General features: G+C 70.5%; 11 protein-coding genes and 1 pseudogene. 4 read left to right on the top strand and 8 right to left on the bottom strand.

Annotated features, from left to right (window positions below):
* Nucleotides 1–9 precede the first annotated feature (9 nt).
* Nucleotides 10–549, bottom strand: a pseudogene (locus tag AB0I68_RS01375) (glycosyltransferase); the annotation flags it as partial.
* Between the two features lie 72 nt (nt 550–621).
* Between AB0I68_RS01375 and AB0I68_RS01370 the strand changes: the two are divergent.
* Together AB0I68_RS01370 and AB0I68_RS01365 are read left to right on the top strand one after the other, a co-directional pair.
* Nucleotides 622–1,317: a response regulator transcription factor gene (locus tag AB0I68_RS01370; protein WP_363175092.1), complete on the top strand. Its 696-nt coding sequence runs from the start codon at nt 622–624 to the stop codon at nt 1,315–1,317.
* The gene (locus AB0I68_RS01365) at nt 1,314–2,696 is read left to right on the top strand and encodes a HAMP domain-containing sensor histidine kinase (protein WP_363175091.1); all 1,383 of its coding nucleotides are present in this window, start codon (nt 1,314–1,316) and stop codon (nt 2,694–2,696) included. The genes AB0I68_RS01370 and AB0I68_RS01365 overlap by 4 nt, the downstream gene beginning before the upstream one ends.
* Nucleotides 2,697–2,722: 26 nt before the next feature.
* Here AB0I68_RS01365 and AB0I68_RS01360 read toward each other — a convergent pair whose 3' ends face one another.
* A complete protein-coding gene (locus AB0I68_RS01360) occupies nt 2,723–3,775 on the bottom strand; it encodes a mechanosensitive ion channel domain-containing protein (RefSeq protein ID WP_363175090.1) in 1,053 nt (350 codons plus the stop codon).
* 57 nt (nt 3,776–3,832) lie between these two features.
* On the opposite strand from AB0I68_RS01360, the gene AB0I68_RS01355 reads away from it, so the two are divergent.
* Entirely contained in the window at nt 3,833–4,411 is a 579-nt protein-coding gene (locus AB0I68_RS01355; RefSeq protein ID WP_363175089.1) for a dienelactone hydrolase family protein, read from the top strand.
* A 68-nt stretch (nt 4,412–4,479) separates the two neighbouring features.
* Here AB0I68_RS01355 and AB0I68_RS01350 read toward each other — a convergent pair whose 3' ends face one another.
* The 5 genes from AB0I68_RS01350 to AB0I68_RS01330 all read right to left on the bottom strand — a co-directional run bounded on the left by AB0I68_RS01350 (nt 4,480) and on the right by AB0I68_RS01330 (nt 10,380).
* Entirely contained in the window at nt 4,480–5,421 is a 942-nt protein-coding gene (locus AB0I68_RS01350; protein ID WP_363175368.1) for a zinc metalloprotease, read from the bottom strand.
* A gap of 222 nt (nt 5,422–5,643) precedes the next feature.
* On the bottom strand, nt 5,644–7,308 hold the full coding sequence (locus tag AB0I68_RS01345) for an alkaline phosphatase D family protein (protein ID WP_363175088.1): 1,665 nt from the start codon (nt 7,306–7,308) through the stop codon (nt 5,644–5,646).
* 108 nt (nt 7,309–7,416) lie between these two features.
* Complete coding sequence (locus AB0I68_RS01340; protein WP_363175087.1) at nt 7,417–8,214, bottom strand: thioredoxin domain-containing protein; 798 nt, start codon at nt 8,212–8,214, stop codon at nt 7,417–7,419.
* Between the two features lie 80 nt (nt 8,215–8,294).
* Nucleotides 8,295–8,984, bottom strand: coding sequence for a hypothetical protein (locus tag AB0I68_RS01335; RefSeq protein WP_363175086.1), 690 nt, complete (start codon nt 8,982–8,984; stop codon nt 8,295–8,297).
* Nucleotides 8,985–9,045: 61 nt separating this feature from the next.
* Entirely contained in the window at nt 9,046–10,380 is a 1,335-nt protein-coding gene (locus tag AB0I68_RS01330) for a DUF2252 domain-containing protein (RefSeq protein ID WP_363175085.1), read from the bottom strand.
* A gap of 169 nt (nt 10,381–10,549) precedes the next feature.
* Between AB0I68_RS01330 and dnaE the strand changes: the two genes are divergently transcribed.
* Nucleotides 10,550–14,092 (top strand): DNA polymerase III subunit alpha, encoded by a 3,543-nt coding sequence (gene dnaE, locus AB0I68_RS01325; protein WP_363175084.1) that lies wholly within the window; start codon nt 10,550–10,552, stop codon nt 14,090–14,092.
* Between the two features lie 119 nt (nt 14,093–14,211).
* Here dnaE and AB0I68_RS01320 read toward each other — a convergent pair whose 3' ends face one another.
* Entirely contained in the window at nt 14,212–14,379 is a 168-nt protein-coding gene (locus tag AB0I68_RS01320) for a hypothetical protein (protein ID WP_363175083.1), read from the bottom strand.
* Nucleotides 14,380–14,493: the final 114 nt, after the last annotated feature.

Raw genomic sequence — 14,493 nt, 5'->3', positions numbered from 1 at the left:
GCCGCCCCGGGGGACGGCGGCGCCGGCCATCGCCGCCAGCCTGGCCGGATCGGCCAGCAGCGGGCCGAGCAGGAAGGCCAGGTGGTCGGCCGTGGCCGAGGCATCCGGCAGCAGCAGGCCCGCTCCCGCGTCCGACAGGACCCGGGCGCTGTGGGTCTGGTGGTCGCCGGGGGCGTGGGGGTAGGGGACGAGCACGGCCGGGATACCGGTCGCCGCCAGCTCGGCCACCGTCGCGGACCCGGCCCGGCACACCACCAGGTCGGCGGCCGCGTACACGAGGTCCATCCGGTAGCGCTTGGCGCCGAGCGACGGGTCGAACGGGATCATGTCGACGGTGTGCAGGCGGTGGCCGGCGGCCGGGACCAGCTCGGTCTCCAGGCCCCGCTCGGTCCCGATGAACGAGACCACGGCATCCGGGACGGCCGAGCGCAGCGCCTCGGCGAGGGCGAGCCCGGGATGGATGTGGCCCCCGGTGCCGCCCGCGCCGATCACGACGGACAGGGGTGGGAGGGATGTGCCTCGTGTGCCTCGTATGTCTCGTGTGGTCATGGCCGCACCCTTCCGGTGCGCCCTAAGAACGTTCTAGGAGGTTCTCTCAGAACCGTTTGGCAGGCTTTGCCCATGAGCAGCACGAGTGCGCAGCGGATCCTGGTCGTGGACGACGAGCCCGAGGTACGGGCCGCCGTCCAGGACGGGCTGGCCGTCGAGGGGTACGAGGTACGGGGAGCCGGCGACGGGCTGGCCGCGCTGTCGGAGGTGGCCGGCTGGCAGCCCGACGCGGTGGTGCTCGACGTGATGATGCCCGTACTGGACGGGCTCGGGGTCTGCCGGCAGCTGCGCGCGCTGGGCGACCGTACGCCGGTACTCGTCCTGACCGCGCTGGGCTCGGTGAGCGAGCGGGTCGACGGCCTGGAGGCGGGCGCCGACGACTACCTGGTCAAGCCGTTCGCGCTGGACGAGCTGGTGGCCCGGGTCCGGGCCCTGCTCCGGCGGGCCGCGCCCGATCCGGCGGGCGCGGCCGCGCTCGGCTTCGCGGACCTGGTGCTGGACCCCGCGACCCGGATCGGGCGGCGCGGCGGGCGGCCCCTGGAGTTCAGCCGCACCGAGGCCGCACTGCTGGAGCTGCTGCTGCGCCACCCCGGACAGGTCCTGCCGCGGGAGCTGATCCTGGAGCTGGTGTGGGGGCGGGACTTCGGACCGGACTCCAATTCGCTGGCCGTGTACGTCGGCTACCTGCGGCGGAAACTGGAGGCCGGCGGCGAGCCGCGGCTGGTGCACACGGTCCACGGGGTCGGGTACCGGCTGGGCGCGGCGTGAGCGGCGCCGGGCGGCGCAGGCTCGGGGCGCCCTGGCGCAGACGCCGGCCGCTGCGGACCCGGCTGGCGCTGGCGGCCACCGCGGCGGTGGCGCTGGTCGCGGTCGGGGTGTGCACGGCGGCCTTCTTCGTCGTACGCGGCGCACTGTACGAGCAGCTCGACCTGAGCCTGACCCAGTCGGCGCGGCTCGCGGCCCAGCGCAACCCGGGCTCCGGGCCGGGGACCCTGGCCGGGGAGTGCCGGTTCCTGGCGGCGCCCGCCTGCGCGGAGGTGGTGCCGGCCGACCCGGCGAACGATCCGGCCACGCCGTACCCGCTGCCGGTGGCCCCTGCGGCGCGGGCGGTGGCCGCCGGGCGGCACGCGCCGTACTACACGGACATCGTGCACGCGGGGCACCCGACGCGGATGCTCACCACCGACTACGCGAAGGGGCGGGCGCTGCAGGTGGCGCTGCGGGCCGACACCGTGGAGGACGGGATCGAGGAGGCGGCGTGGTGGCTGGCCCTGATCGGCGGGGCCGGGGTGCTGGTGGCGGCCGGGCTCGGGTCCTGGGTGTCGCGGACCGGCCTGGCCCCGGTGACCCGGCTCACGGCCACCGCCGAGCGGATCGCGGCGACGCGGGATCCGCGGCACCGGATCGAACTGCCGCCTCCCGGGAGGGAGGACGAGATCACGCGGCTGGCAGGGAGCTTCAACACCATGCTGGGCGAGCTGGAGCAGTCGGTGACGGCGCAGCGGCGGCTGGTCGCGGACGCCTCGCACGAGCTGCGGACCCCGCTGACCGCCCTGCGGACGAACGCGGAGCTGCTGGCGCGGGGGGAGCGGCTGACGGCGCAGCAGCGCGAGCGGGCGTCGCTCGCGCTGGGGCGGCAGCTGCGGGAGGTGACGGGGCTGGTGAACGACCTGATCGAGCTGGCCCGGGACGAGGAGCCGCAGCCGCTGGTCGAACAGGTCCGGCTGGCTCCGCTGGTGGAGCACTGCGCGCAGGCGGCGCGGGAGCACTGGCCGTCCGTGCCGGTGCACGTCCGCGTCCGCGGGGAGGAGGCGGTGGTGCCGGGCGTACCGGCACGGCTGACCCGGCTGCTGTCGAACCTGCTGGACAACGCGGCGAAGTTCAGCCCGGCCGGGCGGCCGGTGGAGGTGGAGCTGGTGTCGCGGGACGGCCGGGCCGGGCTGACGGTACGGGATCACGGTCCCGGGATCGCGGCCGAGGATCTGCCGTACGTCTTCGACCGCTTCTACCGGGCGGGGGCGGCGCGTGCCCTGCCGGGCTCGGGGCTGGGTCTCGCGATGGCCCGCCAGATCGCCCGTGCGCATGCCGCGGAGCTGGTCGCGGAACCGGCCCCGGGCGGCGGAGCCCTGTTCCGCCTGACGTTCTGACCGCCCGGGCGCCACTGCCGGGGCCGTCAGGATGCTCCCGGACGGGGGTCTTCCGGGGAGGTGGCGATGCGGGGCAGGGCGTACGGGTGGTGGGCCACCAGCCAGTCGATCACACGCTCGCGGACCTGGCAGCGGACCGTCCAGATGTCCGTGGCGTCCTTCGCCGTGACCACCGCCCGGACCTGGATCGTGTGCGGGGCCGTGTCCGTGACCGCCAGGCTGCCGGTCCGGCCGTCCCATTCCGGGATCTCCTCCAGGATCCGCCGGAGCTGCTCCCGCATCAGGGCCAGCGGTGCGCTGTGGTCCAGGTGCCAGAAGACCGTCCCGGTCATCTGGGCGCCGCCGCGCGACCAGTTTTCGTACGGCTTGCCTGTGAAATACGACACAGGCATCGTGATCCGGCGCTCGTCCCAGGTGCGGACCACCAGGAAGGTCAGGGTGATTTCCTCGACCGTTCCCCACTCCTTGTCCACGACCACCGTGTCGCCGATCCGGACCGTGTCGCCGAAGGCGATCTGCAGTCCGGCGAAGAGGTTGCCCAGCGAGGACTGGGCGGCGATGCCCGCCACGATGCCGAGGACGCCCGCCGAGGCCAGCACCGAGGCGCCGACCGCCCGCATCGGCGGGAACATGAGCAGCATCGCGGCCACGGCGACCACGACGACCACCGCCGTGACCGCCCGGTGGATCAGCGTCACCTGGGTGCGGACCCGGCGCACCCGGGCGTCGTCCGGGTTCCGGTCGGCGTAGCGGGCGTACGCGGAGTCGACGACCGCCGTCGCGATGCGCACCAGCAGCCAGGCCGCCGAGGCGATCAGGACGAGGGTCAGGGCGCGCTCCACGGCGAACACGTAGTCCTGGGGAATGCCCACCCGGCGGTGGGCGCCGTACAGCAGCGTCGTGCACAGGACGAGCTGGAACGGCAGGCGGCAGTGGCGCAGCAGCCCCCACAGCGGGGTCTCGCTGTGCCGGGCGTCGGCGCGGCGCAGCAGCAGGTCCAGCAGCCACCCGGAGAGCAGGGTGACGACCAGGGAGCCGCCGAGGACCGCGATCGGGCGCAGAACGGTGTCCGTGTCCATGGACTTCAACGTAACCGGAACGCGCCCGTCGGCCCCTCCCATTCAACGAATGGCACGATGGGGTGCATGAACATCATGCTCTTCCACTCGACGTACGGGCTGCGGCCCGCGGTGCACGCTGCGGCCGACCGGCTGCGCGCGGCCGGTCACCAGGTCCAGGTGCCCGATCTCTTCGAGGGGCGCACCTTCGAGACCGTCGAGGAGGGCATGGCACACCGGGACGAGATCGGCCGCGACGAGCTGCTCAAGCGTGCGGTGCTGGCCTCCGCCCCCTACTCCGATCAGGGTCTGGTCTACGCCGGCTTCTCCTTCGGCGGTTCCGTCGCCCAGCACCTGGCGCTGGCCGACGAGAAGGCGCGCGGGCTGCTGCTCCTGCACGGGACGGCGGACCTGGAGGAGGACACCGCGGTCGACGAGCTGCCGGTGCAGCTGCACATCGCGGATCCGGACCCGTTCGAGACGCACGACTGGTTGACCGCCTGGTACCTGCGGATGCAGCGCGCGGGCGCGGACGTGGAGGTGCACCGCTACCCGGGTGCCGGGCACCTGTTCACGGACCCGGACCTCGACGACTACGACGCGGAGGCCGCGGAGCAGACCTGGAGGGTCGCGCTCGCCTTCCTCGACAGCCTGTAGCGGGGAGAACGAGCAAGCAGGGGCAGGGCACGAACCCGTGCCCCGCCCCTGCTCGTTTCAGGCCCTGATCAGGCGCGGTACGCGCTCCACATGCTCTTCATACGGGCCACCTGACCCGCGGTGAACTGGTACATGCAGGAGTCGTACGTGTAGTCCATGAAGTTGTGGATCGGGTCGACGCCCGGCTTGCTGGTGCAGGAGTCACGGCCGGTCGGGCACTCGAAGGCCGCGCTCTTCTCGGCCGGGGTGTCGGCGACGGAGTCGCCGCTGCCGGTGCAGCCGCCCTGGAAGGTGTGGTAGAGGCCCATCCAGTGGCCGACCTCGTGGGTGGCGGTGTCGCCCTCGTTGTAGTTGGCGGAAGAGCCGCCGGGCAGCGAGGAGTTGAGGATGACCACGCCGTCCATCTTGGGCTGGGAGGCGTAGGAGCTCGGGAAGGTCGCCCAGCCGAGCAGGCCGCCGCCGAGGTTGGCGGTGTAGAGGTTGAGCGCGTTCGCGCCGCCCTTGCGCAGGGCGTTCTTCATGTCCTTCTCGGCCTGGGTGCCGTCCGAGACGTTGTACCAGGCGTCGTTGTCGGTGTAGTCGGTCGAGGCCAGCGAGAACTGGTAGCCCGAGTCGACGTTGCCGGTGCCCTTGCCGCCGTAGGCGGAGTTGAGGACCGCGATCTGGTTGTTGATGTCCGTGGCGGTCAGCTTGCCGGCGGTGCCGGAGGTGATGACGTGGACGTAGACCGGGATGCTCGTCGCCGCGGTGACCTCGGCGGCGCGCATCTGGCGCTGCGGGCCCAGCTCGGCGCTCTTCTTGACCAGGTCGGCGTCCATGGCCTTGACCTGGGCGTCCGTCACCTCGTTGGGGTCGGACGCGTGGTGGTCCTTCGGGCGGGCGACCCGGGCGGCCGCGGAGATGCCGGCGTCGGCGCAGGCCTCGGAGCCGGTCTTGGCCGCCGCGGCCACGGTCGTGGGGGCCGTGAGCGGGGCGAACGCCAGGGTTCCGGCCAGAACGGCCGTACCCATGAGGCGGCGGCGGAGCATGGGGGATATGCGGGCAGAGGCGCGCACGTTGACTCCTCGCGAAGCGTGGTGGGGGGTGAGGGTTTTCCTCACGCTGGCGCGAAGCTTATGTGTCCATGTCATGCACTAAGCAAGCCCTGTAAGTAAAAGATTTGTTGCTTCTGAGGCCGAAGGGGTGCCTGGTCCGCACCAGGCACCCCTTCGCGCAAGAGAATTGACGGACGGTCAGCCGACCGGCTGGTACGCCCGCTCCACCTTCTGCGTGCCGTTCGCCGTGCGGTAGGACCGGGTCCACGCGACCGTCGCGGCCGGATTCCGCTTGTCGGACACCGCGTAGTAGTCCATCTGCGAACGCTCGGCGGTCACGTCCAGCACTCCGTAGCCGTGTGAGTCCATGTCCAGCCACTTCACGTGCCAGTTGGCGGCCTTGATCGCCGATTCCGCTACGAGCGAGGCGGTCTTCGCCGGCACGTGCAGGAGGTCGTCGATGTTGTCGGAGGTCACCGACGTCACCACGAACTCGGTGGCCGCCGTTCCCGACCCCGGGTACGTCGCCATGTTCATCGGGACCTCGTTCGCCCACGCCATGTGGATGTCGCCGGTCAGGAACACCGTGTTCTTTATCTTCCGGTCCTTGAGGTGGTTCAGGAGCTCCTTGCGGTCGTCCGTGTACCCGTCCCACTGGTCCACGTTGATCGCGAGGCCGCCCTCGGGCAGGCCCAGCAGCTTCGTCAGCGGCGCCAGCAGGTGCGCGGGCAGCGAGGCGAAGGCCACCGGCGAGATCATCACCGAGGTCCCGACCAGCTGCCAGGTCGCGTTCGAGTTCGCGAGGCCCGACTTGAGCCAGTCCAGCTGGGCGCGCCCGGTGATGGTGCGCTCCGGGTCGTCCACCGCGCCGCTGCCGATCTTGGCCTGCTGGGAGCGGAAGGTGCGCAGGTCCAGCAGGTGCAGGTCGGCGAGGGTGCCGAAGCGCAGCCGCCGGTAGACGGTGCCGGCGGTGGAGGTGCGCACCGGCATCCACTCGAAGTACGCCTGCTTGGCGGCGGCCGCGCGGTCCGCCCAGTCGCCCTCGGTGCCCGGCGTGTGGTTCTCCGCCCCGCCCGACCAGGAGTCGTTGGCGAACTCGTGGTCGTCCCAGATCGCGACGATCGGGTGCGCGGCGTGCAGGGCCTGCAGGTCGGCGTCGGTCTTGTACTTGCCGTGCCGGGTCCGGTAGTCGGCGAGGTTCAGGATCTCGTGCAGCGGCTCGTGCGGGCGTACGACGTACTTCGCCTCGGGGTAGGCCCCGTTCGCGTACTCGTAGATGTAGTCGCCCAGGTGCAGGATCGCGTGCAGGTCGGTGCGGGCGGCCAGGTGGCGGTACGCCGAGAAGTAGCCGGACTCCCAGTTGGCGCAGGAGACCACGCCGAAGCGGACCCCGGGCGTCGTCGCGTCGTGGCCCGGGGCGGTCAGGGTGCGCCCGACCGGGGAGACGGCGCCGCCGGCGGTGAACCGGTAGAAGTACGCCGTCTGCGGCCGCAGTCCGCGCACGTCCGCCTTGACCGTGTGGTCGGAGGCGGCGGTCGCGGTGACGGTGCCGCTCAGGACGATCCGGGAGAAGGCCTTGTCCTCGGCCACCTCCCAGGCCACCTCGGTGGCGGGGCCGACGCCGGAGCCGGGCACGGAGGCGGGGGTCGGGGTGACGCGGGTCCAGAGCAGGATCCCGTCGGGCAGCGGGTCACCGGAGGCGACGCCGTGCAGGAAGGCGGGCCCGTTCGAGGCCGCCGACGCGGGGGAGATGCCCAGCGCGGCCGTGGCGAAGGGGGCGAGGGCGGCCGTGGCCGCAGCGGCCTTGACGACCGTACGGCGGCGCGGGGTTGCCGCAGTGGGGGAGGGGAGATGACTGGTCACGGGCGGTCATATTACTGATGGGTATAACCGTCGGTACACCCCTTACAAAGCAACGGGCAGGCGAACTCTGGGAGTTCGCCTGCCCGTCCTCGGGTCCGGTGGGACCGGTCAGCCCGCGATGGCCTTGTCGATCGCGGCCGTGAAGTCCTCCGGCGTCATCTTCTGGATCTCGACCTTCTTGCCGTCCATCTTCAGCGTGGGGGTGCCCGTGACCCCGCTCTTGTCGAAGACCTTCGACATCTCGATCGCCCAGCGGTTGTACGTGCCGTCCTCGACGGCCTTCTTGAACTCGGCGTTGCCCTTGAGGGCCGGCACCTCGTCCGCGATCTTCAGCAGGTTGTCGTCCTTGCTGAACTTGTCGTCCTTCTCGTCCGGGTGGTTCTCCTTGGAGTACAGCGCCGACTTGTAGTCCAGGAACGCCTCGGGGCTGACGTTCAGGGCCGCACCCAGCGCGCTCAGGGCGTTCTTCGAACCGCTCCCGCTGAAGGCCTTGTCGAGGAAGGTGGCACCGACGTACTGGATCTTGTACTTGCCCGCGTCGACGTCCTTCTTGATCTGCGGGCCGACCCCCTGCTCGAACGTCGAGCAGATCGGGCAGCGCGCGTCCTCGTAGAGCTCGAGGGTCTTCTTGGCGTCGGCCTTGCCTATGACGACGGTGGTGCCGTTGTCGCCCGTGGTGTTCTTCGGGGCGACCAGCGTCGCGTCGGCGGCCTTGTCCCACTCGCCCGGCTGGTTGGCCTGCACGACCGCGTAGCCGATGCCGCCCGCCAGTGCGAGGACGGCGACGACGGCGCCGGCCACCAGCACCTGGCGGCGCACCTTGTCCTTCTTGGCCTGCTTCTCGCGCTCGGCACGCAGCCGCTCGCGGGCCGCCGCCTTGTTCGACTGGCTGTTGCGTGAACTCATGGTGATCTCCGTGGGGTGTGACACAAGGGAAGGGGGGACTGTCCCCCAGCTACCGCTGGGAGGTGTCTCCAGTACGGGGGTCAGGCGCAGACGAGCGCGCCGCGTACGGGAGGTCCCCGGCGTCCCACGGAGTGGGCGGGGAAGCGGGTACGGGCCCCCGCGCCCGGAAGGGCCCGGCGCAGCGTCCGCCGCACCGGGCCGGCGGCCACCGCAGCCGAGGCCGCCGCGAGCCGCAGCGGCCGGAACGCGAAGGCGGCCACCGCGCGCAGCAGCTGGCCCAGCGCCCGCTCCCCGTACCGCAGCCAGGCCGCGGCGAACAGCCCGACCGAGACGTGCGCGGCGAGCAGCAGCCACGGGGTCCAGGGTCCGGGCGAGGCCAGCAGGGCCACCGCGTCGGGGACGGCCCCGGGTGCCTCGGCCAGCGGCCCGCCCAGCGGCGGGCCGCCGCACAGCTCGTCCAGGCCCAGCGCCCGCAGCGGCCCGGCGACGGGCCCGCCGGCCGGGCCGTAGCAGGCGTGCTGCCCGGCGGTGAAGACCGTGTCGGCGGCCAGCTCCAGCGGAACCAGCAGGCCGGCGATGGCGCCGAAACCGCGCTCGCGGCCCGCCAGCGCGTACGTGATCAGGAACACGCCGGCGAAGGCCCCGGCCGCCGGCGCGGGCGGCAGCGGGACCCGGGACATCAGGACGTGCGAGCCGGCCGAGAGCAGCACGACCAGTGCGCTGAACAGCGCGGCCCGCAGCCCCCGGAGTCCTGCCCTCGATATGCCCATCGCCGCGAGTCTGCCACGACTCCCTGTGAAAACGGGTCCCCGGTCCCGTGCGGCCCGGGACCTACGGCCTGATCCGACCGTTGCGGAACAGGTCCACGAAGATCTGGTGATCGGCGCGCGCCCGGGCTCCGTACGCGTGCGCGAAGTCGACCAGCAGCTCGGCGAAGCCCTCCTCGTCGGCGGCGATCGCCGCGTCGATGGCCCGCTCGGTGGAGAAGGGGACCAGCGAGTGCCCGCTCTCGGCCTCGTCGGCCGCCGCGTGCATGGTCGCCGTCGCCCGGCCCAGGTCCGCGACCACGGCCGCGATCTCCTCCGGGTCGTCCAGGTCCGACCAGTCCAGGTCCACCGCGTACGGGGAGACCTCGGCCACCAGCTGCCCCGACCCGTCCAGCTCGGTCCAGCCCAGCCACGGATCGGCGTGGGCCTGGAGGGCGCGCTGGGAGATCACCGTGCGGTGCCCCTCGTGCTGGAAGTAGTCCCGCACCGCCCGGTCGGTGATGTGCCGGGACACCGCGGGGGTCTGCGCCTGCTTGAGGTAGATCACGACGTCGTTCTCCAGGGCGTCGCTGTGCCCCTCCAGCAGGATGTTGTACGAGGGCAGGCCGGCCGAGCCGATCCCGACGCCCCGGCGGCCCACCACGTCCTTGACCCGGTAGGAGTCCGGCCGGACCAGGGACGCGTCGGGCAGGGTCTCCAGATACCCGTCGAAGGCGGCGAGCACCTTGTAGCGGGTGGCCGCGTCCAGCTCGATCGATCCCCCGCCGGAGGTGAAGCGGCGCTCGTAGTCCCGGATCTCGGTCATCGAGTCCAGCAGGGAGAAGCGGGTGCGGGAGCGGGCCGAGCGCAGGGCCGTCAGCAGCGGGCCCTCGGCGGTGTCCAGGGTGAAGGAGGCCACCGCGTCCTCGCAGCGGTCTTTCACCCCGGCCGCCAAGTGGTGGATCCGCTCCTGGTAGGCGCCCGCGTAGGTGCGCACCAGCTCGCTGATCTGCTCGTCGCTGAGCGCCTTGGTGTAGCCGATCAGGGCGACGGAGGCCGCGAACCGCTTCAGGTCCCAGGTGAAGGGGCCGACGTACGCCTCGTCGAAGTCGTTGACGTTGAAGACCAGCCGGCCGTTGGAGTCCATGTACGTGCCGAAGTTCTCGGCGTGCAGATCGCCGTGGATCCACACCCGGCCGGTCCGCTCGTCCAGGTAGGGCCCGCCGTGCCGGTCCCGCTCCAGGTCGGCGTAGAAGAGGCAGGCCGTGCCCCGGTAGAAGGCGAAGGCCGAGGCCGCCATCTTCCGGAATTTGACCTGGAAGGCGGCGGGGTCGGCGGCGAGGAGCTCACCGAAAGCAGTGTCGAACACATCGAGTATCTGCTCGGCGCGCTGCTCGTTCGTCGTCTCGGGAACCGCCATGGCGGGTGCCTCCTGGTGGCGCGGTGGTTCGTGCTTTTGATCATGAGGGTTCGGACAGGTGTCCTTGGGTCTGCAACGGATGAAGGTACCGGTCGGTGCCCCGGTTGTGTCACTCGGCAGACGTAGACTTCGAGGCTGCCCCCCTCATTGCCTCCGGAGGTCTGCCACCGTGACCAAGCAGCCGTTCACGCACCTGCACGTCCACACCCAGTACTCGCTGCTGGACGGTGCCGCGCGGCTCAAGGACATGTTCAACGCGTGCAACGAGATGGGCATGACGCACATCGCCATGTCCGACCACGGCAACCTGCACGGGGCGTACGACTTCTTCCACACCGCCCGGAAGGCCGGGATCACCCCGATCATCGGCATCGAGGCGTATGTCGCACCCGAGTCCCGGCGCAACAAGCGCCGCATCCAGTGGGGCCAGCCCCACCAGAAGCGGGACGACGTGTCCGGTTCCGGTGGCTACACCCACAAGACGATCTGGGCGGCGAACGCCACCGGCCTGCACAACCTCTTCCGGCTGTCCTCCGACGCGTACGCCGAGGGCTGGCTCACCAAGTGGCCGCGCATGGACAAGGAGACCATCAGCAAGTGGTCGGAGGGGCTGATCGCCTCCACCGGCTGCCCCTCGGGCGAGCTCCAGACCCGGCTGCGCCTCGGCCAGTTCGACGAGGCCCTGAAGTCGGCCTCCGAGTACCAGGACATCTTCGGCAAGGACCGGTACTTCCTGGAGCTGATGGACCACGGCATCGAGATCGAGCGCCGGGTGCGCGACGGCCTGCTGGAGATCGGCAAGAAGCTCGGCATCCCGCCGCTGGTGACGAACGACTCGCACTACACGTACGCGAGCGAGGCGGGCGCCCACGACGCCCTGCTCTGCATCCAGACCGGCAAGAACCTCTCGGACCCCGACCGCTTCCGCTTCGACGGCACCGGCTACTACCTGAAGTCGACCGACGAGATGTACGCCATCGACTCCTCGGACGCCTGGCAGGAGGGCTGCGCCAACACGAAGCTGGTCGCGGACCAGATCGACACCGAGGGCATGTTCGGCTTCCGGAACCTGATGCCGAAGTTCGACATCCCGGACGGCTACACCGAGGTCACCTGGTTCCGCGAGGAGACCATGCGCGGCATGCACCGCCGCTACCCCGGGGGCATCCCGGACGACCGCATGAAGCAGGCCGAGTACGAGATGGACACGATCATCTCGATGGGCTTCCCGGGCTACTTCCTCGTGGTCGCCGACTTCATCATGTGGGCCAAGAACCAGGGCATCGCGGTGGGCCCCGGCCGTGGTTCCGCGGCCGGCTCGATCGTCGCGTACGCCATGGGCATCACCGACCTCGACCCGCTCACGCACGGCCTGATCTTCGAGCGGTTCCTGAACCCCGAGCGCGTCTCCATGCCCGACGTCGACATCGACTTCGACGAGCGCAGGCGCGTCGAGGTGATCCGGTACGTGACCGAGAAGTACGGCGCGGACAAGGTCGCCATGATCGGTACGTACGGCACGATCAAGGCCAAGAACGCGATCAAGGACTCCGCCCGCGTCCTGGGCTACCCCTACGCCATGGGCGACCGGCTCACCAAGGCCATGCCCGCCGACGTCCTCGGCAAGGGCATCCCGCTCTCCGGCATCCTCGACCCCAGCCACCCCCGCTACGGCGAGGCCGGGGAGATCCGCGGGATGTACGAGAACGAGCCGGACGTGAAGAAGGTCATCGACACCGCCCGCGGTGTGGAGGGCCTGGTCCGCCAGATGGGCGTGCACGCCGCGGGCGTCATCATGTCCAGCGAGACGATCACCGACCACGTACCGGTCTGGGTGCGGCACACCGACGGCGTCACCATCACCCAGTGGGACTACCCGAGCTGCGAGTCGCTCGGCCTGCTGAAGATGGACTTCCTCGGTCTGCGCAACCTCACGATCATGGACGACGCCGTCAAGATGGTGAAGGCCAACAAGGGGATCGACATCGATCTCCTGGCCCTCCCGCTCGACGACCCCAAGACCTTCGAGCTGCTCGGCCGCGGTGACACCCTCGGCGTCTTCCAGTTCGACGGCGGGCCCATGCGCTCCCTGCTGCGCCTGATGAAGCCCGACAACTTCGAGGACATCTCCGCCGTCTCGGCCCTGTACCGGCCGGGCCCGATGGGCATGAACTCGCACACGAACTACGCGCTGCGCAAGAACAAGCAGCAGGAGATCACCCCGATCCACCCGGAGCTGGAGAAGCCGCTCGAAGAGGTGCTCGCGGTCACCTACGGCCTGATCGTGTACCAGGAGCAGGTGCAGAAGGCCGCCCAGATCATCGCCGGGTACTCGCTCGGCGAGGCCGACATCCTGCGCCGCGTGATGGGCAAGAAGAAGCCCGAGGAGCTGGCGAAGAACTTCACCATCTTCCAGGAGGGCGCCCGCAAGAACGGCTACACCGACCAGGCGATCCAGGCCCTGTGGGACGTCCTGGTCCCCTTCGCCGGCTACGCCTTCAACAAGGCGCACTCGGCCGCGTACGGCCTGGTCTCGTACTGGACGGCGTACCTCAAGGCGAACTTCCCGGCCGAGTACATGGCCGGCCTGCTCACCTCGGTCAAGGACGACAAGGACAAGTCCGCGATCTACCTGAACGAGTGCCGGCGCATGGGCATCAAGGTGCTCCCGCCGAACGTCAACGAGTCCGAGCCGAACTTCGCCGCCCAGGGCGACGACGTGATCCTGTTCGGCCTCACCGCCGTGCGCAACGTCGGCCAGAACGTCGTCGAGTCGATCATCAAGACCAGGAAGGCAAAGGGGAAGTACTCCACCTTCCCCGACTTCCTGGACAAGGTCGAGGCCGTCGTCTGCAACAAGCGCACCGTCGAGTCGCTGATCAAGGCCGGCGCCTTCGACGAGATGGGCCACACCCGCAAGGGCCTGGTCGCCCACCACGAGCCGATGATCGACAACGTGGTCGCGGTCAAGCGCAAGGAGGCCGAGGGACAGTTCGACCTCTTCGGCGGAATGGGTGACGAGGGCGCGAGCGACGAGCCCGGCTTCGGGCTCGACGTCGAGTTCTCGGACGTGGAGTGGGAGAAGTCCTACCTGCTCGCCCAGGAGCGCGAGATGCTCGGCCTGTACGTCTCCGACCACCCGCTCTTCGGCCTGGAGCACGTGCTCTCCGACAAGACGGACGCCGGCATCTCCCAGCTGACCGGCGGCGAGCACTCCGACGGCGCCGTCGTCACCATCGGCGGCATCATCTCGGGCCTCCAGCGCAAGATGACCAAGCAGGGCAACGCCTGGGCCATCGCCACCGTCGAGGACCTCGCCGGATCCATCGAGTGCATGTTCTTCCCCGCGACGTACCAGCTCGTCTCCACCCAGCTGGTCGAGGACACCGTCGTCTTCGTCAAGGGCCGCCTCGACAAGCGCGAGGACGTCCCCCGGCTGGTCGCCATGGAGATGATGGTCCCCGACCTCTCCTCGGCCGGGACGAACGCCCCCGTCGTCCTCACCATCCCGACCGTCAAGGTCACTCCTCCGATGGTCACCCGGTTGGGCGAGATCCTGCGGCACCACAAGGGCAACACCGAGGTCCGGATCAAGCTCCAGGGGCCGCGGACCACCACCGTGCTGCGTCTCGACAAGCACCGGGTCCAGCCCGACCCCGCGCTCTTCGGCGACCTCAAGGTGCTCCTGGGCCCGTCCTGCCTGGCCGGATAACGCCGGTCGCACGCGCCTTCCCCCGCAGTCGAAATCCCCCGGCCACCGCTGGGAGGTGCCACCGGAAGGGCGCGCCCAGAGCTCTGGGCGCGCCCTCGTGCGCGGTGCTCGCGGAGGCGTCAGTTGTGGCCGAACTTCTTCTGCTTGCCCTTGCGGGCCATGTCCATCGGACTCGGGCTGCCGCCCGAGGGCTCTGACACGGATTGCGTCGAGCTCTTCGACGGATCCTGCGACGACGAGCGGGGCTGCTGCTTCTGCTCATGCTGGCGGTTCTTGTTCTTGGCCATGGTGGAGCCTCCGTGAGGGTCTAGGGGCCAGGACCGCCTTCACCCTCACATGCCGTCACAAACCGCGCATTTTGGATCTTTACTGCGTGTAGCCGGGAATCCCTCTTCCGGAAG

This window comes from Streptomyces sp. NPDC050448 (genome assembly GCF_040655295.1).
GTDB lineage: Bacteria > Actinomycetota > Actinomycetes > Streptomycetales > Streptomycetaceae > Streptomyces.
This window is presented reverse-complemented; position numbering and strand designations above follow the sequence as displayed.

Bases quoted from the DNA above. Each gene is read 5' to 3' on its own strand.
- AB0I68_RS01370 (WP_363175092.1), top strand. From the start codon at position 622: ATGAGCAGCACGAGTGCGCAGCGGATCCTGGTCGTGGACGACGAGCCC.
- AB0I68_RS01360 (WP_363175090.1), bottom strand. From the start codon at position 3,775: ATGGACACGGACACCGTTCTGCGCCCGATCGCGGTCCTCGGCGGCTCC.
- AB0I68_RS01355 (WP_363175089.1), top strand. From the start codon at position 3,833: ATGGGGTGCATGAACATCATGCTCTTCCACTCGACGTACGGGCTGCGG.
- AB0I68_RS01350 (WP_363175368.1), bottom strand. From the start codon at position 5,421: ATGGGTACGGCCGTTCTGGCCGGAACCCTGGCGTTCGCCCCGCTCACG.
- AB0I68_RS01340 (WP_363175087.1), bottom strand. From the start codon at position 8,214: ATGAGTTCACGCAACAGCCAGTCGAACAAGGCGGCGGCCCGCGAGCGG.
- AB0I68_RS01335 (WP_363175086.1), bottom strand. From the start codon at position 8,984: ATGGGCATATCGAGGGCAGGACTCCGGGGGCTGCGGGCCGCGCTGTTC.
- AB0I68_RS01330 (WP_363175085.1), bottom strand. From the start codon at position 10,380: ATGGCGGTTCCCGAGACGACGAACGAGCAGCGCGCCGAGCAGATACTC.
- AB0I68_RS01320 (WP_363175083.1), bottom strand. From the start codon at position 14,379: ATGGCCAAGAACAAGAACCGCCAGCATGAGCAGAAGCAGCAGCCCCGC.